The organism is Pseudoalteromonas sp. SG44-1 (assembly GCF_014164315.1).
Classification (GTDB): Bacteria; Pseudomonadota; Gammaproteobacteria; order Enterobacterales; family Alteromonadaceae; genus Pseudoalteromonas; species Pseudoalteromonas rhizosphaerae.
Genome location: NZ_JACJEW010000058.1, coordinates 1 through 23143 on the forward strand (window position 1 = coordinate 1; position 23143 = coordinate 23143).

Annotated in this window: 26 protein-coding genes; 8 read left to right on the plus strand and 18 right to left on the minus strand. The window is 41.2% G+C overall.

Annotation, left to right across the window (positions count from 1 at the left end; all coding sequences use genetic code 11):
- The first annotated feature begins 334 nt into the window (after window positions 1-334).
- Window positions 335-1435 (plus strand): tRNA (uridine(54)-C5)-methyltransferase TrmA, encoded by a 1101-nt coding sequence (trmA, locus tag H5187_RS19270; protein ID WP_145242801.1) that lies wholly within the window; start codon window positions 335-337, stop codon window positions 1433-1435.
- A 5-nt stretch (window positions 1436-1440) separates the two neighbouring features.
- Here the strand turns inward: trmA and H5187_RS19275 are convergent, their stop codons facing one another.
- From H5187_RS19275 to ccoG, 5 genes are all read right to left on the minus strand, one after another.
- Window positions 1441-1890 (minus strand): DUF523 domain-containing protein, encoded by a 450-nt coding sequence (locus tag H5187_RS19275; RefSeq protein ID WP_182798164.1) that lies wholly within the window; start codon window positions 1888-1890, stop codon window positions 1441-1443.
- A 65-nt stretch (window positions 1891-1955) separates the two neighbouring features.
- Window positions 1956-2594, minus strand: coding sequence for a thiol:disulfide interchange protein DsbA/DsbL (locus H5187_RS19280; protein WP_182798165.1), 639 nt, complete (start codon window positions 2592-2594; stop codon window positions 1956-1958).
- Window positions 2595-2628: 34 nt separating this feature from the next.
- Window positions 2629-3252, minus strand: coding sequence for a thiol:disulfide interchange protein DsbA/DsbL (locus H5187_RS19285; protein ID WP_149983389.1), 624 nt, complete (start codon window positions 3250-3252; stop codon window positions 2629-2631).
- A 29-nt stretch (window positions 3253-3281) separates the two neighbouring features.
- Window positions 3282-4259, minus strand: a complete 978-nt coding sequence (locus tag H5187_RS19290; RefSeq protein WP_149983388.1) for a serine/threonine protein kinase — start codon at window positions 4257-4259, stop codon at window positions 3282-3284.
- Between the two features lie 64 nt (window positions 4260-4323).
- Window positions 4324-5754, minus strand: coding sequence for a cytochrome c oxidase accessory protein CcoG (gene ccoG, locus H5187_RS19295; RefSeq protein WP_182740664.1), 1431 nt, complete (start codon window positions 5752-5754; stop codon window positions 4324-4326).
- A gap of 291 nt (window positions 5755-6045) precedes the next feature.
- Between ccoG and H5187_RS19300 the strand changes: the two genes are divergently transcribed.
- Both H5187_RS19300 and H5187_RS19305 read left to right on the plus strand, forming a co-directional pair.
- A complete protein-coding gene (locus H5187_RS19300) occupies window positions 6046-6405 on the plus strand; it encodes a hypothetical protein (RefSeq protein ID WP_145242788.1) in 360 nt (119 codons plus the stop codon).
- The gene (locus tag H5187_RS19305; protein ID WP_145242786.1) at window positions 6405-6608 is read left to right on the plus strand and encodes a hypothetical protein; all 204 of its coding nucleotides are present in this window, start codon (window positions 6405-6407) and stop codon (window positions 6606-6608) included. The genes H5187_RS19300 and H5187_RS19305 overlap by 1 nt, the downstream gene beginning before the upstream one ends.
- Before the next feature lie 2 nt (window positions 6609-6610).
- Here the strand turns inward: H5187_RS19305 and H5187_RS19310 are convergent, their stop codons facing one another.
- The 13 genes from H5187_RS19310 to gspC all read right to left on the minus strand — a co-directional run bounded on the left by H5187_RS19310 (window position 6611) and on the right by gspC (window position 18637).
- Window positions 6611-7231 (minus strand): UPF0149 family protein, encoded by a 621-nt coding sequence (locus H5187_RS19310; protein ID WP_182798166.1) that lies wholly within the window; start codon window positions 7229-7231, stop codon window positions 6611-6613.
- An 18-nt stretch (window positions 7232-7249) separates the two neighbouring features.
- Window positions 7250-8008, minus strand: a complete 759-nt coding sequence (locus tag H5187_RS19315; protein ID WP_182798167.1) for a type II secretion system protein N — start codon at window positions 8006-8008, stop codon at window positions 7250-7252.
- A gap of 3 nt (window positions 8009-8011) precedes the next feature.
- Window positions 8012-8485, minus strand: a complete 474-nt coding sequence (gene gspM / locus H5187_RS19320; protein WP_182719493.1) for a type II secretion system protein GspM — start codon at window positions 8483-8485, stop codon at window positions 8012-8014.
- Complete coding sequence (gene gspL / locus H5187_RS19325) at window positions 8482-9690, minus strand: type II secretion system protein GspL (RefSeq protein ID WP_182798168.1); 1209 nt, start codon at window positions 9688-9690, stop codon at window positions 8482-8484. The genes gspM and gspL overlap by 4 nt, the downstream gene beginning before the upstream one ends.
- Window positions 9687-10676 carry a type II secretion system minor pseudopilin GspK gene (gspK, locus tag H5187_RS19330; RefSeq protein WP_145242776.1) on the minus strand — a complete coding sequence of 330 codons (990 nt, stop codon included), beginning with the start codon at window positions 10674-10676 and terminating at the stop codon, window positions 9687-9689. Before gspK ends, gspL begins: the two co-directional genes overlap by 4 nt.
- Complete coding sequence (gene gspJ / locus H5187_RS19335) at window positions 10666-11289, minus strand: type II secretion system minor pseudopilin GspJ (RefSeq protein ID WP_182732554.1); 624 nt, start codon at window positions 11287-11289, stop codon at window positions 10666-10668. Before gspJ ends, gspK begins: the two co-directional genes overlap by 11 nt.
- Complete coding sequence (gene gspI, locus H5187_RS19340) at window positions 11290-11667, minus strand: type II secretion system minor pseudopilin GspI (protein ID WP_145242773.1); 378 nt, start codon at window positions 11665-11667, stop codon at window positions 11290-11292.
- The gene (locus H5187_RS19345) at window positions 11667-12269 is read right to left on the minus strand and encodes a prepilin-type N-terminal cleavage/methylation domain-containing protein (RefSeq protein WP_182762286.1); all 603 of its coding nucleotides are present in this window, start codon (window positions 12267-12269) and stop codon (window positions 11667-11669) included. Before H5187_RS19345 ends, gspI begins: the two co-directional genes overlap by 1 nt.
- A 49-nt stretch (window positions 12270-12318) precedes the next feature.
- Window positions 12319-12738, minus strand: a complete 420-nt coding sequence (gene gspG, locus H5187_RS19350) for a type II secretion system major pseudopilin GspG (RefSeq protein ID WP_145242768.1) — start codon at window positions 12736-12738, stop codon at window positions 12319-12321.
- Between the two features lie 74 nt (window positions 12739-12812).
- Window positions 12813-14048 carry a type II secretion system inner membrane protein GspF gene (gene gspF / locus H5187_RS19355; RefSeq protein ID WP_145242766.1) on the minus strand — a complete coding sequence of 412 codons (1236 nt, stop codon included), beginning with the start codon at window positions 14046-14048 and terminating at the stop codon, window positions 12813-12815.
- 2 nt (window positions 14049-14050) lie between these two features.
- A complete protein-coding gene (gene gspE, locus H5187_RS19360; protein ID WP_145242764.1) occupies window positions 14051-15610 on the minus strand; it encodes a type II secretion system ATPase GspE in 1560 nt (519 codons plus the stop codon).
- Window positions 15603-17666: a type II secretion system secretin GspD gene (gene gspD / locus H5187_RS19365; RefSeq protein ID WP_149983379.1), complete on the minus strand. Its 2064-nt coding sequence runs from the start codon at window positions 17664-17666 to the stop codon at window positions 15603-15605. Before gspD ends, gspE begins: the two co-directional genes overlap by 8 nt.
- A 23-nt stretch (window positions 17667-17689) precedes the next feature.
- A complete protein-coding gene (gene gspC, locus H5187_RS19370) occupies window positions 17690-18637 on the minus strand; it encodes a type II secretion system protein GspC (protein ID WP_182798169.1) in 948 nt (315 codons plus the stop codon).
- Between the two features lie 205 nt (window positions 18638-18842).
- On the opposite strand from gspC, the gene hslR reads away from it, so the two are divergent.
- The 5 genes from hslR (at window position 18843) to H5187_RS25205 (ending at window position 22903) form a co-directional block, all read left to right on the plus strand.
- Complete coding sequence (gene hslR / locus H5187_RS19375; RefSeq protein WP_404676548.1) at window positions 18843-19265, plus strand: ribosome-associated heat shock protein Hsp15; 423 nt, start codon at window positions 18843-18845, stop codon at window positions 19263-19265.
- A 12-nt stretch (window positions 19266-19277) separates the two neighbouring features.
- On the plus strand, window positions 19278-20123 hold the full coding sequence (hslO, locus tag H5187_RS19380) for an Hsp33 family molecular chaperone HslO (protein WP_149983376.1): 846 nt from the start codon (window positions 19278-19280) through the stop codon (window positions 20121-20123).
- A 265-nt stretch (window positions 20124-20388) separates the two neighbouring features.
- Window positions 20389-21927 (plus strand): phosphoenolpyruvate carboxykinase, encoded by a 1539-nt coding sequence (locus H5187_RS19385; protein ID WP_149983375.1) that lies wholly within the window; start codon window positions 20389-20391, stop codon window positions 21925-21927.
- 308 nt (window positions 21928-22235) lie between these two features.
- The gene (locus H5187_RS19390; protein ID WP_182719499.1) at window positions 22236-22412 is read left to right on the plus strand and encodes a hypothetical protein; all 177 of its coding nucleotides are present in this window, start codon (window positions 22236-22238) and stop codon (window positions 22410-22412) included.
- A 275-nt stretch (window positions 22413-22687) separates the two neighbouring features.
- On the plus strand, window positions 22688-22903 hold the full coding sequence (locus tag H5187_RS25205) for a winged helix-turn-helix domain-containing protein (protein ID WP_182798170.1): 216 nt from the start codon (window positions 22688-22690) through the stop codon (window positions 22901-22903).
- The last annotated feature ends 240 nt before the right edge of the window (window positions 22904-23143 follow it).

Consider the following 23143-nt stretch of genomic DNA (forward strand, 5'->3'; position numbering starts at 1 on the left):
CGATTTAATCACGGCGCGAGATTTGTAACCTAGTGGGCTAAGTAAAAATTGAGCAAAGCTTCCGCGTCCTGCTCACGCCCCTTACTTACATCCATGTAAGTAACAAAGAGTTAATCGCCCCTAGGCAGAACCCTTCGGGCAGCGCGCGTTTGGCATTTATGCTACGTTATCGCCTATTTATGGGGAATAACCACACTACATAGGCTCTGCCTTGCCTAAAAACCAAACGCACAGCTGCAAAATTAACCTAGAAAGATAAACAGACCCTAGACAAATAATCCCTGCCCCCTACAATAGCGCCGATAAACAGCATAATGAAATAAGGTAGTAGGTAATGGCGGTTATAAAGATCGATACAACAGGATACGACGCACAGTTAAATGAAAAAGAGCAACGTATCATTGCGCAATTCCAACGCTTTGGTGTTGAACAATTAGAAGTCTTTGCCTCTGAGCCAATTCATTACCGTCAACGCGCTGAATTTAGAGTATGGCACGATGGCGATGAGTTATTTCACATTATGTTTGATCAAGCCACCAAAGACAAAATCAGAGTCGATGTGTTTGACCCTGCAGCGCCGCTAATTGGGGAAGTAATGCAGGCAATGATCGATAATCTTAAAGGCTGTGAAGTCTTGCGTCGTAAATTATTCCAAATAGATTATCTTTCTAGTTTAAGCGGTGAGATTTTAGTGAGTCTGCTTTATCACAAACCACTCGACGAAGAATGGCTAGCAGCTATCAAGTCACTAAAAGAATCATTGAGTGAGCGCTTTAAAATTGATTTTATTGGGCGTGCTCGCAAACAAAAAGAAGTACTCGGTGATGATTTTGTTACTGAGCGTTTAACAGTTAATGGCCAGCAACTTATTTACCAACAAGTTGAAAACAGCTTTACGCAGCCAAATGCTAAAGTAAACATTAAGATGCTGGAGTGGGCACAAGACTTATGTAAACCACTAAAAAATGATTTACTAGAGCTCTATTGTGGTAACGGTAACTTTTCAATTGCCTTAGCTGGTTCGTTTAATCGTGTATTAGCAACCGAAATTTCTAAATCGTCAGTACACTCAGCGCAGTATAATATTGCTAAAAATAACGTAACTAACTTAGATATCATTCGTATGTCGAGCGAAGAGTTTACTCAAGCTATGAAAGGCGAACGAACCTTCTCACGTTTAGAAGGGATTGACTTAAGCAGCTATGATTGTCAGACCATTTTAGTTGATCCGCCGCGCGCAGGCATGGATACACTAACATGTGATTTGGTGGCTAACTACGAGAGTATTATTTATATCTCATGTAACCCTGATACGCTTGAGCGTGATTTAGAGCACCTAACTCGCACTCATGAAGTTAAACGGTTTGCGATTTTTGACCAATTTCCATATACCCACCACATTGAATCAGGGGTATTTTTACAACGTAAATTGTAAAGTATCTATGCCAGTGCTTTTACTAGCGCTGGCATTTGCTGCTCACTAAAGACTTTAATACCATTCTTTTCTAATAGCGAAGCCGTTAATCCCATTCCAATCACCTTAATACCACTGTGCGAGCCATCGTAAATTGTATTACGACCACAAGAAGGACTTGATTCCTTTAATAGCGCAAAACGAATATTGTACTGTTGGCAAAGGCGTAATGCTTGTTTTGCACCTAGCTGAAATTCCGGTGTCACATCATCACCAGTATTGGTAATCACTTTACCGTTGACGATTTCAGCAGGATCTCTAGGAGTGGATAAACCACCAGCAATCTCAGGACAAAAAGCGACTATACGTTCCTGCTGCTGCCATGCGATTAGCTGCGGATGGAGTAACTGTTGTCCGCTACCATCGTAGCGCACGGGAGCACCAAGTAAGCAACTTGAAACCAGTATTTTATGCATTTCTTACCACCTGCAACAAAAAAGCTCCGCGTACGGAGCTTTTTTACAATAAACACTAAACCGCTCTATTTAGCAGCTAAGTAATTAATTAGATCAGCCATACTTTTAGCATCTTTAATACCTGAATCACCACCAACAATAACACGGTACTTACCGTTTACAATAAAGGTAGGCACACCTTTCAAAGCACCTTTTTGTTTAAAATATTCTTGATCACGCTTCATTTTGGATACCTTGGTTCTTACTGTAAAGCTGTTGTAAAACTTATCAAAATCATCAGCAGCTACACCTTGAGCAACAAAGATATCTTTCATATCAGCAAGCTCATTGATGTTTGCTCGCTTGCCATGGATATGGTTGAAAATAGCGCTAATTAGTGCATCTTGTTGTGGTAATACAGTTGCCGTAGCGTAAGCTTGTGCTAACATCGTTTGAATTTCTGAGTTACGCGGACCCGAAAAGTCAACATGGCTTTTCTTAAAAGTAATACCTTCATTTAGTAGCGGCTTTAATTCAGCAACAATTGATTCAAAAACATTACAGTGTGGGCAGTAAAATGAGAAGAATTCTTTAACTTCTGGCTTTTTAGTTGCGCGTGCATCAATCGTTTCATAATGCGTCCCTTCGTCATATTGAATCGCGGCGGCGTTTGTAGCAAACCCAAGCGTCAACGCTATTAGTCCTGCTTTAACTAATTTGATCATCGGTAAAAACTCCAAAAATTATTGTTTTAATAGCTTATTGTTGTAATAAAAAGGCAACTAACTCATCAAGCTGCTCTTGGCTCTTGATGGTATTGATATTGATTTTGTATTTATCATTAACGATAAACGTTGGTACACCGGTTAAGGCTCCCATTTGTGAAAACTTATTTTGCTTGTCTTGCATGGCTTTTTCCGCCGCAATCACTGGCATGCTGGCAATATCTTTATCAAAGGTATCGTTATCAATACCATTTACTGCAAGTAATGCTTTAACGTCTTTAATGTTATTGAGTGGAGCACGTTTTATATGAATGCTGTCAAACATTTGATCTGCAACTTGCTCACCTTTGTTATGCTGTTTAGCGATGATATACGCATAGCTCAAATTACTTTGCACTTCTGGCGCTAAACCACCTAAAAAGTTGACATGGTTTTTTACAAACTCAGTACCTGCAGGCAAGCTTTTTTCCATTGCTTTAGCTACAGCTTCAAACTTAAAACAGTGCGGACAATAAAATGAAAAGAACTCTGTTACTTGTGAGGTTTTACTTTTTTCAATTTTTAGTACGTCATAGTGCTCACCAGCTTTAAAATCTGCGGCCATCGCAGCAAAAGGTAAACATAGCAGTAGTAAACTCAATTTTAGTTTTTTAAGCATTGGACTCTCGTTTCAGATATTTTTAATAATTAGTTAGGCAGCAACTTCAGCGGCGGCTCTTGAAGTGCAGAATACTGCTCTTTCAGCGCTAAAATTTGTTGCTCCCAGTATTTGTCATCAGCAAACCATGAAAAGTTCCGCGGAAATGCCGGATCTTCCCAACGTTTAGCTAGCCACCCCATATAATGAATCATACGCATTGCGCGTAATGGTTCAATTAATTTGAGTTGAGTGTGATCAAAATCACAAAATTCTTCATAGGCAGCCACTAAGGTATCTAACTGTAACAGTTGATTGTTTCGATCGCCACTGAGCATCATCCATAAATCTTGAATCGCAGGCCCTTGACGACTATCGTCCAAATCAACAAACATCAACGCATCACCGGCCCACAGAATATTACCGGCATGGCAATCACCATGTAAACGTATAGTATCCACCTGCTGGTAAAGCGATTTCGTTTTAGCGATCACCATATCTAAAATAGTATAAAACGCAGTAGTTAAACTGCTAGGCACCAGATTACTGTTTTGTAACTGAATTTTAGCTGTATCTAGATACTCGTCACACCCTATGACCGGACGTTCGCTAAAAACATTCGCTTTAGCTGCTTGATGCATCCGACCAATCAAGCGTCCTAACACATCTAACTGATCAAGATTATCAACTTCAAAGATGCGCCCCCCGACACTTGGGAACAAAGTAAATAGATAACCATTATGCTCAAATAAGCTTTCGCCATTACGCTGTATCGGCGCAACTACAGGCACTTCAGCATCAGCCAATTCAAATGCAAAGCTATGCTCTTCGAGTATTTGTGCCTTACTCCAGCGCTCGGGACGATAAAATTTCACCACATAACGTAGGCCATCTTCAGCTTTGAATTGATAGACACGGTTTTCGTAACTATTCAGTGCTAATAAGCCAGACTCTGCGTAAATACCAATACTTTCGACCGCATCTAAAATCGAATCTGGGGTGAGGTCAACAAAACTAAATTTACTCATAATTCTCATCAATTATAAAAAAAGCGGGAAAATCCCGCTTTTTATTTGTTATCAGTGTACTTAACTATCGCGCTTTAAAGAAGTTACTCGGCTGCGAAATTTGTGAACTTGGATTGTCCACTGGCGATAATACAAAATTAAACTCGGTCATAGGCGCTTTCAAATCATACGGATCCATCACCAATGATAATGGCACGTTGTGCGATTCGCCCGCTTGCACGGTAAAAGTTTGCTTACCTATGTACTTAAAGTTCTCCAGTCCTGCCACCTTAATATTAAAGGTTTGCTCGTATTGTGCTTTGTTGATCACTTTAAGTGTGTAGGTATTTTCGACAAGCCCATTAAAATCGACTCGATAGAGTTGATTTCGATCGCGAATAATATCTAAGTCCATTGGCTTACGCATTACAATATTCGTTACCAGCGCTGCGCTGAGCACCACTAATATAACAATATAACCAATAATCTTAGCGCGCAGAGGATTGGTTTTATTCTCTGGCGTTTCTAGGTTACGCTCAGTGGTATATGAGATAAGCCCGCGCGGATAATTCATCTTATCCATTACTCCGTCGCAGGCATCGATACAGGCGCCACAGTTAATGCATTCAGCTTGCAGGCCATTGCGAATATCGATCCCTGTTGGGCATACTTGTACGCACAAATTACAGTCAATACAGTCACCTAAGCTAAGCTCTTCTCGATCTTGTTTACGACTACGTGGCCCACGATTTTCACCACGTTTTTCATCGTAGCTTACTGTGAAGGTATCTTTATCAAACATTGCAGATTGAAAGCGCGAATACGGGCAGATATGCAAGCACATAATTTCGCGCATCCAACCAGCATTACCATAAGTACATACAGTAAATACGATAATGCTAACCAGCGCATAGCCACCTACATCAAAAGTAACAAAATCCGGTAACAGCTGACGAATAGGTGTGAAATAACCAACAAAGGTAAGTGCGGTGTATAAAGAAAAAGCTATCCAACCTGTATGCTTGGCTGTCTTACGCCAAAATTTATCAAAGTCCATTGGTCGCTGATCAAGCTTCTTGCGTTGATTCGCTGTCCCTTCGAACTTTTCTTCAAACCAAATAAAAATAAACGTCCAGACTGTTTGCGGGCACGTATAGCCACACCATACCCGACCGTAAAAGGTGGTCACTAAGAATAACGCGAATGCAGCAAGCATCAGAATAAAAGCAAGAATAGTAAAATCTTGTGGCCATAGAGTTAGCCCAAAAATGTTATATTTTTGACCAATGAGGTCAAATAACACAGCTTGTTGGTCATTAAAGTTTATCCATGGCAGCGCCATGAACGCCAACATACCAAGAAAACCAATGCGCTGTCTTAATAGTTGATGTAACCCTTTAACCGCACGTACATAAATGCGATTGCGGGGATTAAATCTATCCTGTTGAGCATAGAGATCGGGCTTTTCGATCTTGACCTCACTAGGAATATTTTTTACTTTTATTTGCTTGTCCATCGAAGTTCCTCAACGCCGCTTGGAGAATGAAAGTCAAACAATCATATAACGCTATTTAGATAGCTAACAACTAAGCTTACATTTAAAAATAGTGCAAACTGAACTACTGTGCTGTAAAAGTTCAGAGATTTCTGAAAAATCTAATTGTTCTCTGTCATTATACCAACTCTCCTCAAAAAAGCTGATATTCATTGATAATAATTTATTCACCTAACTTGCTTGCTTTACAAAGGGGCATTTTATTACACTGGTGCCTAATTCGTACCCGTTCAGATCAAAGTTTACTCACATATGAAAAAATTCCTTGTACTAGTTGTAGTGATACTTGCGTTATTCACAATTGATCATCCAATGATAAAAGAACCTCGAGAAAAGTTATTAGGAGAAGGTGTAGGGCTATTAAGTAGTGCTAGCAACATTAACCGTGGACCCGCTGCGAGCATGGCAAAAAACCGCATCAAGTCAGAACTAACACTTTCAGAAAGCGAGTTAGAGTATTTAGAAGAAACCATGCAAACTGATGAACAGCTGCAGCTATTCCATACTCGTTACTGCCGCAGTAAAGATCTCAACTTATATTTTTATGAAGATCGTTTAAATACAGTGTGTGACATCGTCTCAACATCATTGGCTGAGCGCAGAGGTAAATAGTGGATTTTTCAGCTTTAACAAAAAAAAGCAGCGCATCGTTTAACCAACATAAAAACCTACTGAAGAAGCTGGCGAAAGGGCAAACGGTTAAATGTGAAGTATGCCAAGGCATATTAACGTTAGATTTAAAGACTCAGCAACCCGGCCAAGGGGTTGCTAAATGCCCTAAGGGCTGTACTGAAATTGTGTTGGATTTAGCATAATGCTAACTCCAACCATCTTCTTCATCTGCGTACAAACCACTTTGCACCGCGATAATTTCTATTAACTCAGCAAATCCTAATGCAAAATCTCCCATTAGTTCATACTGTTGCTGGCATAGTTGTATTTCACTAAGCTGATTTTGCTGGGCAATTGTTGTGATAAGCTGGGGCTCTAAAGCAAAAAAGCCTAAACTGGCGTAAGCGGTTTGCAATGCATTAGTTAAGTCTGTTGTCAGTGCATCAGCTTGCATTAGCTTATCAATATACACCTGTGCTCCCTGAACAAAACCCTGACACCATTGCTGGCATTCATGCAAATCTAGGTAGCTGTCGTCTTGATCACTCACCTGTAAACTTACAGGGAGCTTAAAACCTGTTTCATAAACTTGCTCACTGATCTGATGATACAAAGCCATAAATGCAAATAATGTTTGTTCTTCTAGCTGGCCGTGTGCATCTGGCACTATCTGCTCAAGCCACTCGTGTACGTCTAATGGCTCAGGAGAGCAAATAACCGCAAATAAGTAACCTTGGCTCTGCACAAATGTCATGGCGCCATTGCGGCTCGCTAAATACGTACTTAACTGCTGGCCATGTTGCTGTGTAAATTCAGGAATTTGCATAAAACAATTCAGCCTTGTTTAAAAATTTAATGGATAACGGCCATCACTATCTGCACGGCCTAAAAATTTGGCGGCATCTTGTACTTCTTTTGGTAGTGATGCTTCTGGCTTGATATATCCAGCCACTTTAAAGTCCATGTTTGCTTTTAAGGTTGCATCAGCCGCTAAGCCTAAGCGGTTTTCAGGATCAACTAACACGGCTATATCGCCCGACTTACAGCTTAACTTGCCACTTAATGGACCAACGCTAAACCAGCCAGACAATCCTTGCACATCGATGTTTGGACTGGCGATTTCACCTTTTAATGCATCACAATAAGGCGCTCCTGAGAGATATTCATCTAACTCAACAATTACTCTGCCTTTAGCATTAATAGGTAATGGCAACTGCAAACGCTGCATCGCACGTTCAACACTCAAACGCAATGTAGCATCATTTAATGCAACTACTTGATCAAGCAAACCATAACTAAAGTCACCGCGTCCTGACAGTTCACTGGTCTGTCGCGGATCACCAAACTTTACACTGCCTGTAAGCTGTCCGGTGAATAATGCCCAACCAGAAATATCCCAGTTTAAATTATTAATCTGTTCATCTTGATAGCGCAGCTGCATGATTCTACCCTGCCAAATGCTACCCGATGCTTTACCTATTTGCAGATCTTTAGGTAGATAAGGATTTGCTAAATTAAACGCAACTGCAGCTGGCGTTTTTAATAGTGCAAAAAAGATAAAACCGAAGAAAAATATTACTATAAGAATCGCTATTTTTTTCATTCTTTACTTCTCTAATACCAGTCGGCTAACGCGCACGTAGCCTGGTTTATCATCGCGACTGAGATCTAAATTTTCAATCAATACGCCTTTAGTGTTTACCAGTTCATCAAGCCATTCTATGAGCTTATTAAACTGTACCGAGTCGATAGTTAATCTTAATGAATTATCGCTAGGCTGCATTTTGCTTATGGTTATATCGTAGCGAGCGCGGCTAGCATTAACTATTTGACTCAAGTTTTGGTCACTTGTAACAGCACGCGCACTACCCGCTTTGAGTTTAACAATACTGTTATCAACCCACGCTAATAATTCTTGCTGTTTAACTTGGTTTTTTTCAGCTTCAGTTATCGCGTTGTTTAGTGGTCTAAAAATACCCATAACTAAGATAAAAATAACAAAAATAACACCAGCGACCATCACCAACTGTTGCTCTTGCTCTTTTAAGCCACGCCAATGTTTTAAAAGTTGTTGTTTCATGCAGCACCTCGTAGTTTTATTTCACCGACTACAAAGTCGCCATCATTATTTAATGAGCCTTGGTCTACAGTTAATCCGCGTTGTTCAAGAATTGCTTTAACTTTGCCAAAGGTTTGAAAATCTTTTCCGCGAGCACGAACTCTAAGCTCATTGCGGCGTTGATCATAACGCAATGTCTCAGGAGTAAACTCTTGCACTTGGCTAAATACACCCACCAGCTCATTCGTTAAATCTAGGAAGCCGGCACTACTGCCACCCTCTAATTTAGCCAATTCACCCTGAATTTGGTTTTTAATCAAATGCGGACGAACTGTTTTCCCCGGAAAGGCCGTTTGATAGCGCTCAACCACTTGTGTTTTAGCGACTTCAAGCTCACTATTTAACTGATACAATTCAAGACTTTTTACTGCCACAGAGCCAACTAACGCGACACTCGCTGCAATGGCGGCACCTTGCCAATACGCCCACCATAATGCGCTTTTCTTTTTCAGTTGATATTGGCCTTGGCGAAGATTGAATTTTATCTCAGGTAATTGTTTGGCAAATAACGCCAGCGGTAAATCATAAGCATCGGTATGCGCCGTAAGATTAACCGTTTCTGGAAATTGCGAGGCGGGGCTGTAATGTGCAACATCAGGGTGACCTAAAGCAGTTAAATACTCAGCCAACCAACTTTGCTCTACAGCACTGATCCGCCATGATCCTTGCTTACATAACCATTGGTTATTAAGCTCAATAACGCTTAATCCCTCATGTTCCGCAGTAGGAAGCAATAATGCATCGGGTAACAGTTTGAACACTTCAATTCCATGTTCAGCAAATACAGCTAACCAAGTTTCAAACCATTCTCGGTCAGTCATGGCAACTTTAATGGCGTGCTTGTCACCGACCATAGTAGGCTCAGCAATCGCGATAAATAAGTCATCTACGTCACATGCAATCTCTTCTTCAAGCATATATGGGAGCGCTTGCTCAAGCTTACGATTCCATTTGGTCGGCAGGATTACGGTTTTTAGTTGCACCTGATCACATGGCAGTAATACCACAACTTCACGATTCTGTGCTTTTTCAACTAACTCACTCAGTTGCTCAGCGTTCGGCAATCCGCCACTGGCAATTATTTCTTGTTCTAATGGTGAGTAAATCAGCCAATTAATACTTTCTTGTTGAGTTTGACCCGTGCGGATCAACAGTATTTCTGTCACTGTACGCCTCCAAATTTTCGCGCCAGTATAGTTACTTCGCCATCTTTGGCATGCAGTAATGTGGTCATCGAAAAACGCAGATCGACAAATTTAGCCTGCGCTTGTAGTTTAAAATATTCGCTATTTATGGTGAACAGTTTTTCAACAGACTTAACATTTTGAGCCCCTTGTTGATTTACTTGTTCAAAAAATTCTTCAATATTATTAAAGCCTTCTTCTGGCCGGACTGATAGCACACTTTGCGCACCTGACTCACTCAAACCATCAATCAATGCACTCAATAATAATGCCTGTTCAGGAGCGATTGTATTGACATTAATTGCTAACAGTTCGCTACCTGGGATCACGCATACGTATGGCAATATTTTTTCCATCACTAATGGATTAAACCCTTTAACCAAACGCAGCTCTGAGCTTGATGCAAAAAAACTATTCGCTGTCATATATGGTGATTTACGCGATAAATACTCATCTTCTTCAGCGCCAGAACGATAAGTAATACTATCTTCATCGAGCCAGTCGTAAACACTGTCAGCCATGGCTTCTTCCGACTCTTCTGCTGGCAAGTCCTCAATATTTTCTAATAGCGCTAATAACGCGGTGTGCGCAGGATTGGTTTTATCAGTACTACCCGCTTGTGGCGCTTTAACACGTAATGCATTGAGATTTAAACAAGCCTGTAAGTCCGTGATCTTGCCTTGCAAGGTACCATTATCGACCGGATAAGGAATATCGCCTTGTTGCGCCCAAATTTGTTTTAAAGTGGTTTTTTCAGGGTCATCTTTTTTGCTTTGTAATAACGCTTTAATAGCCAGCTCTTCTGCTGCATAGGCATACCACTTGGCTTGCTGATGGCCTTGTATGTTGGTACTTTTTTGAACTTGAACAAGCAAGTTAGCACTCATCTCTACGGCTAAAATTGATGCCAAGGCAACAATAAATAAGACAATTATAAGCGCGGCGCCATGTTGGGATTTATGGTTCATTTAAACCTCCCATCTTTCCATTACCCGGTACTAAAAAAACGCGTCTTATTGGTTCTTCATCAATTTGTTGCAATGTGACCGCCACAGCTTTTGGCAATGACTTGCCCTGCCACTGCTCTTGCCATTCATTTTTTTCATCTAAAAATTCAAATTTAAGATCTTCGATATCTTTAAGAATAACTTGCACTCGCGGCTCAAGATTATCGAGTTGATCAACATAGACCCTATATATACGCTCAAGGTTGTCATCAATAACACGATAACCCACCGCTTGTAGCTCTGAGCGCGGTAATAAATTAATTGGGTTAACCCAGCCATCTCGCACAAAGGCAATACCATCATACTGGCTATTAATGGTGTAACGCCCAGCAAGTAGATATTGTTCTTGCACATCACCGGCTTCATTGCGCACGGCACGTTTAGTCATTTGGCTGAAATCTTGATCCATTAACCTAAAGGTCGTTTGCAAACCATTCAATTCTGCAATTTTTTCGTCTGATGCATCTTTCGCTTTGGTGGTCGAATCAAGAATTTGGTGAGTAGCTAACACGACGAATGCTAAAATCCCCAGCGCTACCATCACTTCTAATAGTGTAAAACCGCGCTGCTTCACTTATTTGCTACCTTTATTTAAATAGCTGATGAGCTCATAAACCGAGTGCTCTAACTTTTCATCGCTAAATACATTAATAGTCACTTTTACAAAACTTTTATCTGCTGTCGCTTCGGTATCTTGACGCCAATACCATTCTATACCAGCCATTGTTTCCGTGCCTTTTGCGCCATTTTTGCCTTGCCACTTATCGCCGAGAGTACGCTGTTCAATCATTACATTCTCAGCCACCCAAGAGGCATAGGTTTGCTCTTCAAGGCTTGATAAATGATTAATATGCTCAGCTGTCGCTTGCATGGCGGCAATCCCAGCCATGGCGCAAATACTCAGCGCCACCATAACCTCAAGTAAAGTAAAACCTTTAGACCTGCGATACATTATTCTGGCTCTCTGCGTAAGTTAACCGGTGCGGAAAATTCCCCTTCGATGAAATACACAGGTTCTTTTTCATCTTTTAATTCATAGATAAGTTGAAATGCGCTCACCTCACCAGAAGATAAAATTAGCACTTGCGGGATTTTCATTTTTTGCAATTCGAGTAAGCTATCATCATCACCGCCACTCATTAACTCGCGCCAATTGGATTGCTCGAGTAGATTATCTTGAGCCCATGCGAGATCTTCTAGATTAAGTGTCAACTTAAGACGTTCATCAACAGTCATCGGCGCAAACAGCTTTTCTCGGTCGAAGGTGATCCATTTTTCACCATCAAACACTAAAAACTCTAAGGTATCTTTATCAAGCTGAAAACCTAATTCAAGCTGATTTAAGATTGCAAATTCAGAAGCCATATTAATGGTGGTATGCAGTCTCAGTGCTTGTTTGTCCAATTCATCTTCAACACCGCCATCAAGACTATATACCACCATTTTAGTGGCGAAGGCGATCACCACCAGCACAACCAAAATTTCAATTAAGCTAAAGCCACGCATCGGTGACTTTAGCTTTGCAAGGCGCAACTTAGTCCGACTTAATATCATGCTAAGCTCGGTGCTGGGTATAAAAACGCCTTTATACTAAGATGCATTATTATTTTTCTTCATCCCAGTTACCAATGTCGTCATCAGTACCCACTTCGCCATCGGGTCCCATTGAAAACAAATCAAATTTACCAACTTCACCTGGGCTGATTAACTGGTACGGATTTCCCCATGGATCTTCTGGTAATTTAGAAATAAAGCCACCTTCAGGAAAACGCTTTGGTACTGGCTCTACGCTAGTTTTAGTCACTAACCCTTCAAGGCCTTGCTCAGTGGTTAAGTACGCTTTGTTCTTTAATTTATAAAGACTCATAGCATCTTCAAGCTGCTGAATATCAAGATGCGCTTTATCAAGTGCCGCTTCTTCTTGCTGACCCATAATATTGGGTGCCACGATTGACATGATCATGCCAATGATAACCAGTACCACCATAACTTCGAGTAATGAGAAACCTGCTTGTTTATTCACGTACATACCTCTGTTGTTCTTAATAATTAACTATCGTAACACGGTAAAAATGCATTACGAAATCCCTAAAATAGTTAAAGTCCAATCGCTTTATTCATTGCCATAATAGGTTGTAATATGGCCATTACGATAAACAATACAATAACCGCCATGGACGCTATCATCGCAGGCTCTAAGAGTTTTAGCGAGACATTTACCATGGTTTCAAATTCACGGTCTTGATTGTTTGCAGCACGCTCTAGCATTTGCTCGAGCTCACCTGATTTCTCCCCACTGGCGATCATATGCAGCATCATCGGTGGGAATAATTTTGTTTGTTGTAAGGACGCTCTTAAACTTGCCCCTTCACTAACGCGGGTTGCGGCATCCGCCACTGCTTTTTTAATTTTCTCGTTGATCAATACGCCACCAGAAATACGCATTCCCTCGAGTAACGGCACTGAACTTGATGACAAGATACTCAGTGTACGAGCAAATCTGGCGGTATTAATACTACGAGCAACTTTGCCAATGCCCGGCATCATCAAAATTTTCGAATCATACCAAAAGCGGATCTTAGGCTGTTTTAGCGCATGTTTAACACCAATCACTGTCGCGGTAAATAACACCAAAGTAATGAACCAATAATTTTGCACATAGTTACTAGCAGCCATTACCCATTCAGTCGTCCAAGGTAAAACCTGCTTTGACTTTTCAAATGTCTTCAATATTTTAGGCACTACAGTACCTAGTAATATTGAAACGATACCAATGGCAAATATTACTAATATCACCGGATACACCATCGCTTGTGTGATTTGACTACGCATGTGTTGACGTTGTTCCGTGTAATCGGCTAAACGGTTCAATACAGCATCTAAGTGACCTGATTTTTCACCCGCAGCTACCATAGCGCGGTATAAATTATCAAATACATGTGGAAACTCAGACATGCCATCAGCCAAGGTATAACCTTCAACAACTTTTGAACGCACCGACATTAACATACGCTTCATACGCGGCTTTTCACACTGCTCAGCCACCGCCATTACCGCCCCTTCAACCGGTAACGCCGATTGAATGAGTGTAGCGAGTTGGCGAGTGATCAAAGCGAGATCTGAGGTAGATATTTTCGCTTTAAAAAAGCTGCCAAATGGCGAGCTTTTTTCACCTTTAACTTGTTTATCCCCCTCTGCGGCGGGCACAACTTCGAGCGGCGTAAGACCTTGTTCACGTAATGATTGGCGAATTTGTTTCGCGGTATCCGCTTCTTGAATACCTTTTTTCTCTTTGCCGCGAGCATCGAGCGCGCGATATTCAAATGCTGCCATTGTTAACCTTCCTCACGCGTTACACGTAATACTTCTTCAAGGGTGGTTTTACCGGCTAACACGCGACTACAGCCATCTTGGCGAATACTTGGGGTATGTTTGCGAATGTACTTTTCAACACTTTGCTCACCTTTACCACTGTGAACAAGTTCGCGAACAGTTTCATCAACTACCAGTAATTCATGAATACCGGTACGACCACGGTAACCATTAAAGTTACACTCTTCACAGCCAACGGCTCGGTAAATAGTCGGCGGATTTACAAATGGTACGCCGAGCAATTCACACTCGCGCTCATCTGCAACATGACCTTCTTTACAGCTCTTACATAAAGTTCGCACTAGACGCTGCGATAACACCCCTAACAAAGAAGATGACAGTAAGAAGGGTTCAACCCCCATATCTTCCATACGAGAGATAGCACCTGCTGCGGTATTGGTATGCAATGTCGACATCACTAAGTGACCTGTAAGTGAGGCTTGCACGCCAATTTGTGCGGTTTCAAGGTCACGTATTTCACCAACCATTACTACATCAGGATCTTGACGTAAGATTGCCCGTAAGCCTCGGGCAAAGGTCATATCAACTTTAGTATTTACCTGAGTTTGACCAATACCTGGGATTTCATACTCGATTGGATCTTCAACCGTTAAAATATTACGATCGCGAGAGTTAATTTGGCTCATGCCCGCATAAAGCGTGGTACTTTTACCAGAACCAGTTGGACCGGTCACCAAAATAATTCCGTGCGGTTTACTGATCAAATCAGAGAACAATTCACGATTGCGCAGCGTCATACCTAAATCTTCAAGATTTAAACGCGCGTTATTTTTATCAAGTAAACGCAGTACAACCCGCTCACCAAAACTTGATGGCATGGTTGATACCCGAACATCAACGGCACGTCCTGCGATACGCAAACTAATACGACCATCCTGCGGGATACGCTTTTCTGCAATATCGAGTTTCGCCATTACTTTAATACGCGAAACTAGCAATGAAGCGAGTTTACGATTCGGCTTTAACACTTCTTTAAGCACGCCATCAACCCGAAAGCGGATCACTAGCTCTTGCTCAAAGGTTTCGATGTGAATATCTGACGCGCCTTCTTTAATCGCTTCACTGAGCATCGCATTGATCAATTTAATGATTGGTGCATCATCATCTCCGGCAAGCAAATCTTCCGTTTGCGGCATATCTTCAGCCAGTGAAAATAAATCAACTTCGTTACCTATGTCTTCCATCATTTGCTGGGTTTCAGAACTATCGCGTTGATACGATGCCTCTAATAACAACTCAAACTTGTCATCAGCTAAGTGTTCAAGCGTAAAGCCATGCCCAGCAATACGGCGCACTTCTAACAATGCATCAATATTAAGCTCACCACGATAGAAAACCACCCGGTCATCGTTATTTTTACTTAATAACATGCCTGCACGTCGTGCATATGAAAATGGTAGCCGCTTATTAGGCAGTTCAACTAAATCGTTACTGGTCATCAGCTCGCTATTATTTAGCGGCTGTGAGGGCTCTGCGGTGATCTCAGTGATTGCATCAGTCATTATTGCGCTCATCTGTATTTTGCTGTCTTAAGTATTCTTCATACGTTGGCGGTAATACTAATGCATCATTCCACTCAGGTAGGATTGGCACATCGGTTAGAGGCATTAAATCAATACCATCTTCTTTTTGTTTATACTGCTCACCACGGATAAAGTTATATTTACTGTGGCTTAATTTATTCATTTTAATACCATCACGAATAATGGTTGGGCGAATAAACACGATTAAATTACGTTTACGCTTGCTGGTGCTGGTTGAGCGAAATAAGTGACCAAGGATAGGAATGTCACCTAATATTGGTACCTTTGATACGCTTTCTTGCACGTCTTCATCAATTAGACCACCAAGCACAACCATGCCGCCATCATCAGCCATAACCGTGGTTTTAATGGCACGTTTATTAATAGATATATCCACCGAAGTAGTACCACTCACGCCAGATACTTCTTGCTCAATGGTTAACTGTACAGCTGAACCATCATTTATTTGTGGCGTTACTTTAAGTTTTACACCCACCTCTTGACGCTCTACTGTTTGGAATGGATTTGAATTATTAGAACCCGTTTGCGAGCCAGTAATGATCGGCACTTCTTGACCGACAATCATCGATGCCTCTTCGTTATCCATGGTGGTAACCGAAGGCGTAGCAAGAATATTTGAGTTAGTATCGGTAGAGACTGCTTGAATGATCGCGCCCCAGTCGTTTTTAACAATCCCCATGGCCAATCCATTGATACCCCCTAACAACTTACCTAACGGGCCAAGATCACCTTCTACAGTTTTCTTAATAGGAGTAACTACTGCATTGTCAGTGCCTACAACGCTATCAGTAATTGTTTTATCACGAGCTTGCTGAGCAGCTACAGCTAAAGAACCAACAGGAACGGTTGTGCCGTTATTAAACTGCATCATACCGCCTTGCTCTGAAATCCATTGCAGACCAAAGTTAATCCCATCAGCTTCCATTACTTCAACAATGATTGCTTCAACGAGTACTTGAGCACGGCGAATATCAAGCCGTTCAATCACTGACTCCAATGAACGCATAGTGTCAGGTTGAGCAGTAATGACCAATGAGTTTGAATCAGGGTGAGCTTCGATACTGGTTTCGTTTTGGTTGCGGCTACGGGTTTTAGTTGCCCCACCTTGACCTTCTTCACCAAGCGTTTTGCTAACCCCTTGCAACACTTTCACTAAATCTTCAGCGCTAGCGTAATTAAGGTAAATTACTTTAGTGTTGCCTTGGCTTTGCAACTCACCGTCGAGGCGTTTAATTAACTCAATAGCACGCGTTCTTGCTTGGCCTTCGCCACTGACAATAACGCTATTAGTACGGCCATCTGCAACGACTTTAGGGATCAAAAATTCGGGGATACTGCCTTTACCGCTATCTTTGTAAATATTATCAACCACAGATACCACATCATCAGCGGTGGCAAAGTTTAGCTTTACAATATCAACCCGCTTATCACCGGCTTGGTCAACTGAGCGAATAATTTCAACAAGTCGGTTTACTGAGGCAGCATGACCGGTCAACATCATGACGTTTGCAGCGTTGAAGTTGGCAACATGACCGCCATCTTTTTGGTCGCTAAACTGACGCACTAATGGACCTAGTTCTTGTACGCTAACATTTTTTACACGTACGACACGAGTGATCATCATATCACCGCGCGCTTGGTCGTCTTCAGTGACTAACGGTACGTTTGATTTTTTAGCATCAGAGCTTTTTTCAATCTTTAATATGCCGTTATCCATTTCAACAGCTGAATAACCGTAAACTTCTAGTACATTTAAGAAGAATTGATAATAAAGTGCTTCATCCATCAATTCATAGCTGCGTACGTTTACTTTACCACGTACGTTCGGGTCGATAATGACGGTCTTATTTAGATTTTTACCAACGATATTAATAAACTCATTGATATCGGTCCCTTTAAAATTTGCAGCATACTCAACGGCAGACACCGATAGAGATAAGCTAGCCACAAAAAAAAGTGTTGCGTACTTAGCTAACCCTTTTCTGATTTTTTTGAGGTGTAGCGCGTGAACCATTATATTAAAACTCCAAAGCTAAGTTATTGCAGGCTAAATTGCACATCAATCTGCTCGCCATCACGGTCAATTGTAATGTTCGCATCGGTACTATTACGCAGCTCATTAATGGCTGACATGGCCTGTTTTAAATCTGTTAATTGATAGCCGTTAATCGATACAGCCAAATCGTTATTTTGTAACCCCATCTGCGTAAATAATGCAGGGTCTTTACCTGGGCTTAAACGGTAGCCAATAAGCTCACCATCCTTCATAGCCTGAGATACGCGAATATAGTCAAATAGTTTACCGGGATCTTTTAACAATTCTTCTCGGGTCTCTATAATTGCTTCTTTTACTTCTTGATTTGCTGTTACATCAATCTGACGGTCACTGTCCATTTGCGGACCTTCATCGAGTTCAGGTTCATCACTTTCACGTTCGGCAAGTACTGGCATTGATACTGTTTTGGTAAAATCCACGCCATCAAGCATTAACGTTTCAAAACGGCCACTGACATCTAAAATTACTCGATCAGGTAATACTTGAACAAGCTTAGCGCGAGTGCCTTGTACAACATCATCTACTAAATAAGTTGATTGTTGGCCTTGAGACTCAATAATTGCCAAGCCTGTTTGATCATTGCCACTGACTGCAACAATACCAGTTAAATTAATGCTTAATCGAGTTTCTGGCGCATTGTTAATGACTTGAGTTTGTTTGCTTGCTGGTTTTTTAGGCGCTGCGTCGGCTTTACCAAACAAGTTTTGTGCTAAAATTGATTGCGTATTAACCCGTTCAGGTTTACCTGTAACGCTATTAATATAGCTTGGAGAAAGGCTCGAATTAACCGGGGCTGGCCATGTTAGCCAAAATAGTTTCGCTGCTAAAAAGGCAATGTAAACAACGGCTAAAAGCGTTATTGCCCAACTCAATTTAGCGTGGGGTAATTTACTTACTAAATGTTTTAGCTGCTGTAATCGCTGTTCCATAAATGACGTTTCTTATTTTAATTTGCTGTTTCATCGCTGGCCTATAGTACCTTTTCATTTTTCATTCAACAAGCGCACTAATATTAAACTTTGTAAACAAGGTAAATTAACGTTCAAGCTGAGTGTAAAAAACTTCGACTATTTCTTTGTTGGTAAGTTTCATGCTAAATTTTACCTTACAGAGCCGCGCTTTTAATTGAGTATAATTGTGTCAAAAAGTAACACCCGTAATACCACGTCAAAAGATGAAACTATTAGTATCCGTTTAGACAAATGGTTGTGGGCTGCACGCTTTTATAAAACCCGCGCCATCGCACGGGACATGGTGCAAGGTGGCAAAGTACATTATAATGGCCAGCGCACTAAACCTAGTAAAATAGTCGAACTAGATGCCGTGATCAAACTTGCTCAAGGAGTTGACGAAAAAGTTATCACTGTACTTAAATTGCTTGATAAACGCTTAAGTGCCCCCATTGCTCAAACCTTGTATCACGAATCTGATGCAAGTATCGAAAAACGCGAAGCCAATAGCATCGCGCGCAAGAATAATAGCTTTTTTGCTCCTCATCCGGACCGTAAACCAGATAAAAAGCAAAGACGCGAACTTTTAAAAATGAAATCAAGTTAGGTAAAGCCACTCATGCAACAAGATCTACTTCATCGTTATACATTTGATCAACTAGACGTCCGCGGCGAACTCGTACAAATAGAGCAAGCTTATAATGAAATGATTGCCGATCACAATTACCCCGTGCAAGTGCAAGCTTTATTGGGCGAGTTACTGGTCGCAACCTGCCTACTTACAGCTACATTAAAGTTTGAAGGTGATATAGCAGTACAACTGCAAGGTGATGGCCCGGTAAAATATGCGGTTATCAACGGTGATCATCAACAAAATATGCGCGGTATTGCCCGCCTGCAAGGTGAAGTAACAGGCTCAACCATCCAGGAACTAATCGGTAACGGTGTGATGGTACTGACAATCACCCCAACTAAAGGTGAACGATATCAAGGTATAGTTCCGCTTGAGCATGACACGTTAGCAGCATGTCTTGAAGCCTACTTTGCACAATCAGAGCAACTACAAACACGTCTATGGTTTGCAACTGATACAACACAAGGTCATGCTAAAGCTGCTGGTTTACTACTACAGGTGTTACCTGTAAATAAAGAAAAGTCGATTACTGACTTTACTCACCTTGAAGCACTCAGCAATACGATTAAAGCTGAAGAGTTGTTAGAGCTTGATGCTGCCACTGTGCTTACTCGACTTTATCATGAAGACAATCCGCGTGTTTACGAGCCGCAAGCAATCCAGTTTAAATGTGGTTGTAGTAGAGAAAAAACCATCACTGCGCTCGTTAATATAGGTCAACAAGCTTTATTAGATGACGTTATTGAAAATGGTGAGGTAAAAATTAGCTGCCATTATTGCTTAAAAGATTACGTTTTTAATGAACAAGATGTGAAAAGTATTTTCAACTAATCTAATCGTTCAAAAAACCAACAAAATTCAAACCGCATTTATTGCGGTTTTTTTATGCCAAAAATTGATACCGGTGTCATGAATTGTATTACTTTTATGACACCGGTATCATTGAAATTATTCATGTTTTTTACTAAATATATGTGTTTTTAGGCCTTTGATAAGCTCGAATATCCCTAATCCATCTGTTACTATAATTACAGCTTAAAGGGAAACAAGAACCCCAGAGCTATCCCGTTCAATCTCACACAATTTAGGTATAAACATGACTTCAAGCGCTACTCGTTTTGTCGATCTAACTGCAGCTGAACTTGTCGAACACGCGATCCGTCGTGGCGAAGGGACTTTAGCCGCCAATGGAGCTTTTGTTGCTAACACTGGTCGTCGTACTGGTCGTTCACCACAAGATCGCTTTATTGTTCAAGAATCAAGTACTGAAAATGAAATCCAATGGGGTAATGTAAATCGCCCTTTCGATGCAGATAAATTTGACGCTTTATGGGCACGTGTAGAAGCACATGTGCAGAGCAACGACCACTTCATCTCTCACCTTGAAGTAGGCGCTGATCCTGAGCATTATTTACCTGTTGTTGTTACAACAGAAACTGCATGGCATCATATCTTTGCCAAAAATATGTTTATCGAACCTAAATCTTATAATGCATCTGATTTACCCCAATGGCAGGTAATGAATGTACCTTCATTTGTTTGTGACCCAGAACGTGATGGCACTAACAGTGATGGCACAGTAATTATCAACTTTGCACAACGTAAAGTATTGCTTGCAGGTATGCGTTATGCCGGTGAAATGAAAAAATCAATGTTCTCAGTGCAAAATTTCCTACTACCAGCAAAAGGCGTGCTACCAATGCACTGCTCAGCTAACGTAGGTGAAGCTGGCGATACAGCATTATTCTTTGGTCTATCTGGTACCGGTAAAACAACTTTATCCGCCGATCCAACTCGCTTTTTAATCGGTGATGACGAACACGGCTGGGCACCTGGCAGTGTATTCAACATCGAAGGTGGTTGTTATGCTAAGTGTATCGACCTTTCACAAAAGAATGAGCCTGTTATCTGGGATGCAATCCGCTTTGGAACTATCCTAGAGAACGTTGTCCTTGATGACAAAGGCGTTCCTGATTTTCATGATACCAGCCTAACGCAAAATAGCCGCGCAGCTTACCCGCTTGAACACGTTGAAAAACGCAAAGTAGAGAACCGCGCAGGCGAGCCAAAAGCAGTGGTATTCTTAACCTGTGATGTAAGCGGCGTATTACCTCCAGTATCAATCCTTAGCGAAGAAGCGGCAGCGTTTCATTTCCTAAGCGGTTACACAGCAAAAGTTGGCTCTACTGAAATTGGCTCTACCAGCGATATCGAATCAACATTCTCAACCTGTTTTGGTGCACCATTCTTCCCACGTCCAGCGGGTGTATACGCGGAGCTTCTAATGAAGCGTGTACGTGAATTTGGCGCCAAGGTATACCTAGTTAACACTGGTTGGACTGGCGGTCCTTACGGCACAGGTAAGCGTTTTGATATTCCAACTACCCGCGCTGTTGTTGATGCAATCGTATCAGGTAAACTGGCTGGCGTTGAAACTCAACATATTGATGTTTTAAACCTAGACGTACCAGTTGCAGTACCAGGCGTTAACAGCGAGCTACTTAACCCAATCAATACTTGGGAAGATAAAGCTAAATACGCTGAATATGCGGCCAAACTTGCAGCAGACTTCACTGAAAACTTTGCTAAATACGACGTATCTGACGAAATTAAAAATGCAGGACCTAAAGCTTAATAAGCTACTTTAGCCTCATAATTAAAACGCCAACCTCGAGTTGGCGTTTTTGATCTACTAACGTTTATCAAGCCTCTTGCCAATTACCATAGAACGAACTTTCCCATATCGCGACTTTTGCATTGAAAGAAAAAGACAAGAATTTACAAATTAATTGTGGAAAGTGTATACACTCTACTTAGTATAATAATTATGCAAAATTTAGATGGCACTGAAATATGAATGTGAGGCAACTAGCCAGCACCTGCCTACTTTGCACTCTCATACAAGCATGTAGCACACCTTCGAATAATGCTTCAGCGAAGTGCATGGAACAGGCTGATTTAGCTTATATTGATAAGTCAAATCATGATGATTTAGGCATAAGCCCTGATTGCTTTGATAATAAAACTGCTGGAAAGCCAAGTAACGTTCCTTCTAACAGTATTCTTGAGTCTGCAATTTTAGAGGCTGTTGTAAGTATCCTTGATAGCTCTACAAACTAGCTCCAAAAATTTAGATACAAAACTAAAAAGCGTTACTCTATGACTAATACCAATCAGCCAAATTATGTGATCTAATTAGCGCACCGATACTTATTTACTTTTACTAAATTGAACTTAGAAGAATCCAAGCAACTTCTAACTACCTTAACAATCGCGTTGCTGGCTTGAACAACAAACCGATTAAGGGCCGCTCGGCTATATTAACCTCACTACAACTGGACACACTGTCAGAGTATGTAAAACAGTCAGCAAGCTCTTCAGAAGGCGGCAGACTAATGGGGGAAGATATTGCTCAGTATATTTATGAGCAGTTCAATGTAAGGTATCACACCGATCATATTTACAAACTGCTTAAGAAGCTTGGGTTTAGCTGGATCACAAGCCGTTCTAAGCACCCAAAGCAGTCAGAAGAAAGCCAAGAGGCTTTTAAAAAAGTCCAAATGGAAACGATCCTTCCGCCCCCCAGGACACCTACTTTTAGGTCGCATTGATGTTTGCTTTCAAAATGAAGCACGGTTTGGGCAACAAAATCAAATAACATGCTTATGGGCTGAAACAGGCTCTAGGCCCCGCGCAACAAAACAACAGCAGTTTGAGTATGGATACTTATACCAATCTGCCAAATTATGTGATCTAATTAGCACACTGATACCTATCTACTTTTACTAAATTGAACTTAGAAAAATCCAAGCAACTTTTAGCTTTATCACGTAAAGAGCCTAATGCGAGAA

Coding starts and splice junctions, on each gene's coding strand:
- trmA (WP_145242801.1), top strand. CDS start 335: ATGGCGGTTATAAAGATCGATACAACAGGATACGACGCACAGTTAAAT.
- H5187_RS19275 (WP_182798164.1), bottom strand. CDS start 1,890: ATGCATAAAATACTGGTTTCAAGTTGCTTACTTGGTGCTCCCGTGCGC.
- H5187_RS19280 (WP_182798165.1), bottom strand. CDS start 2,594: ATGATCAAATTAGTTAAAGCAGGACTAATAGCGTTGACGCTTGGGTTT.
- H5187_RS19285 (WP_149983389.1), bottom strand. CDS start 3,252: ATGCTTAAAAAACTAAAATTGAGTTTACTACTGCTATGTTTACCTTTT.
- H5187_RS19290 (WP_149983388.1), bottom strand. CDS start 4,259: ATGAGTAAATTTAGTTTTGTTGACCTCACCCCAGATTCGATTTTAGAT.
- ccoG (WP_182740664.1), bottom strand. CDS start 5,754: ATGGACAAGCAAATAAAAGTAAAAAATATTCCTAGTGAGGTCAAGATC.
- H5187_RS19300 (WP_145242788.1), top strand. CDS start 6,046: ATGAAAAAATTCCTTGTACTAGTTGTAGTGATACTTGCGTTATTCACA.
- H5187_RS19310 (WP_182798166.1), bottom strand. CDS start 7,231: ATGCAAATTCCTGAATTTACACAGCAACATGGCCAGCAGTTAAGTACG.
- H5187_RS19315 (WP_182798167.1), bottom strand. CDS start 8,008: ATGAAAAAAATAGCGATTCTTATAGTAATATTTTTCTTCGGTTTTATC.
- gspM (WP_182719493.1), bottom strand. CDS start 8,485: ATGAAACAACAACTTTTAAAACATTGGCGTGGCTTAAAAGAGCAAGAG.
- gspK (WP_145242776.1), bottom strand. CDS start 10,676: ATGAACCATAAATCCCAACATGGCGCCGCGCTTATAATTGTCTTATTT.
- gspI (WP_145242773.1), bottom strand. CDS start 11,667: ATGTATCGCAGGTCTAAAGGTTTTACTTTACTTGAGGTTATGGTGGCG.
- H5187_RS19345 (WP_182762286.1), bottom strand. CDS start 12,269: ATGATATTAAGTCGGACTAAGTTGCGCCTTGCAAAGCTAAAGTCACCG.
- gspF (WP_145242766.1), bottom strand. CDS start 14,048: ATGGCAGCATTTGAATATCGCGCGCTCGATGCTCGCGGCAAAGAGAAA.
- gspE (WP_145242764.1), bottom strand. CDS start 15,610: ATGACTGATGCAATCACTGAGATCACCGCAGAGCCCTCACAGCCGCTA.
- gspD (WP_149983379.1), bottom strand. CDS start 17,666: ATGGTTCACGCGCTACACCTCAAAAAAATCAGAAAAGGGTTAGCTAAG.
- gspC (WP_182798169.1), bottom strand. CDS start 18,637: ATGGAACAGCGATTACAGCAGCTAAAACATTTAGTAAGTAAATTACCC.
- hslO (WP_149983376.1), top strand. CDS start 19,278: ATGCAACAAGATCTACTTCATCGTTATACATTTGATCAACTAGACGTC.
- H5187_RS19385 (WP_149983375.1), top strand. CDS start 20,389: ATGACTTCAAGCGCTACTCGTTTTGTCGATCTAACTGCAGCTGAACTT.
- H5187_RS19390 (WP_182719499.1), top strand. CDS start 22,236: ATGGAACAGGCTGATTTAGCTTATATTGATAAGTCAAATCATGATGAT.
- H5187_RS25205 (WP_182798170.1), top strand. CDS start 22,688: ATGGGGGAAGATATTGCTCAGTATATTTATGAGCAGTTCAATGTAAGG.